Source organism: Burkholderia sp. Ap-955, from assembly GCF_011753045.1.
Taxonomy (GTDB): Bacteria; Pseudomonadota; Gammaproteobacteria; order Burkholderiales; family Burkholderiaceae; genus Burkholderia; species Burkholderia lata_D.
In genome coordinates this window covers 1-692 of the sequence record NZ_VWWH01000230.1, presented here as the reverse complement: position 1 = coordinate 692, position 692 = coordinate 1, and the positions used below count along the sequence as shown (strand labels likewise).

General features: G+C 73.6%; 1 protein-coding gene. It reads right to left on the bottom strand.

From position 1 onward, the window contains the following. Window positions 1-692 (bottom strand): MFS transporter (locus tag F3J15_RS37490; RefSeq protein ID WP_166897868.1); only part of this gene is annotated, 692 nt, incomplete at both ends.

The following is a 692-nucleotide window of genomic DNA, read 5'->3' as shown; positions in this document are numbered from 1 at the left end:
TCATCATCACCTGCGCGCACGCCGCATAGCCGAACATCGCGAGCACGGCGCCGACGAAGCGCGGCTGGCGAAACAGCGCGAGATCGATCATCGGCCGCGCCTGCCAGCGCTCCGCGCCGATGAATGCCGCGAACAGCGCGGCGGCCAGCGCGAGCCGGCCGAGTGTCGCGGCCGACAGCCAGCCGTGCGACGGCGCGCCGATCAGCGCCGCGATCGCGCACGCGAGCGCCGCGCCGAACAGCAGGCTGCCGGCCGCGTCCACGCGCTTCGCGTGCGGATCGCGCGATTCGTCGATCGCGACACGCGCACCGGCCGCAAGCAGCAGGCAGACGGGCAGGTTCAGCAGGAACACCCAGCGCCAGCCGATCCATTGCGTGATCGCGCCGCCGACGAGCGGCGCGATGGCTGTCGCGATCCCCATGCACATGCCCCAGATCGCCCACGCGCGCGCCCGTTCGCGCCCCTCCGGGAAACGGTTCGCGATCACGGCGAGCGCGGCCGTCAGCAGCAGCGCGGCGCCGCCGCCCTTCACCGCCCGCGCCGCGATCAGCCAGCCGGCCGTCGGCGCGACGCCGCAGCCGAGCGACGCGAGAAAGAACAGCGCGAGCCCCGTGAAGAGCATCCGCTTGCGCCCGAAGCGGTCGGCAAGCCCGCCGGCCGGCAGCAGGCATGCGGCGAACGCGGTCATGTAA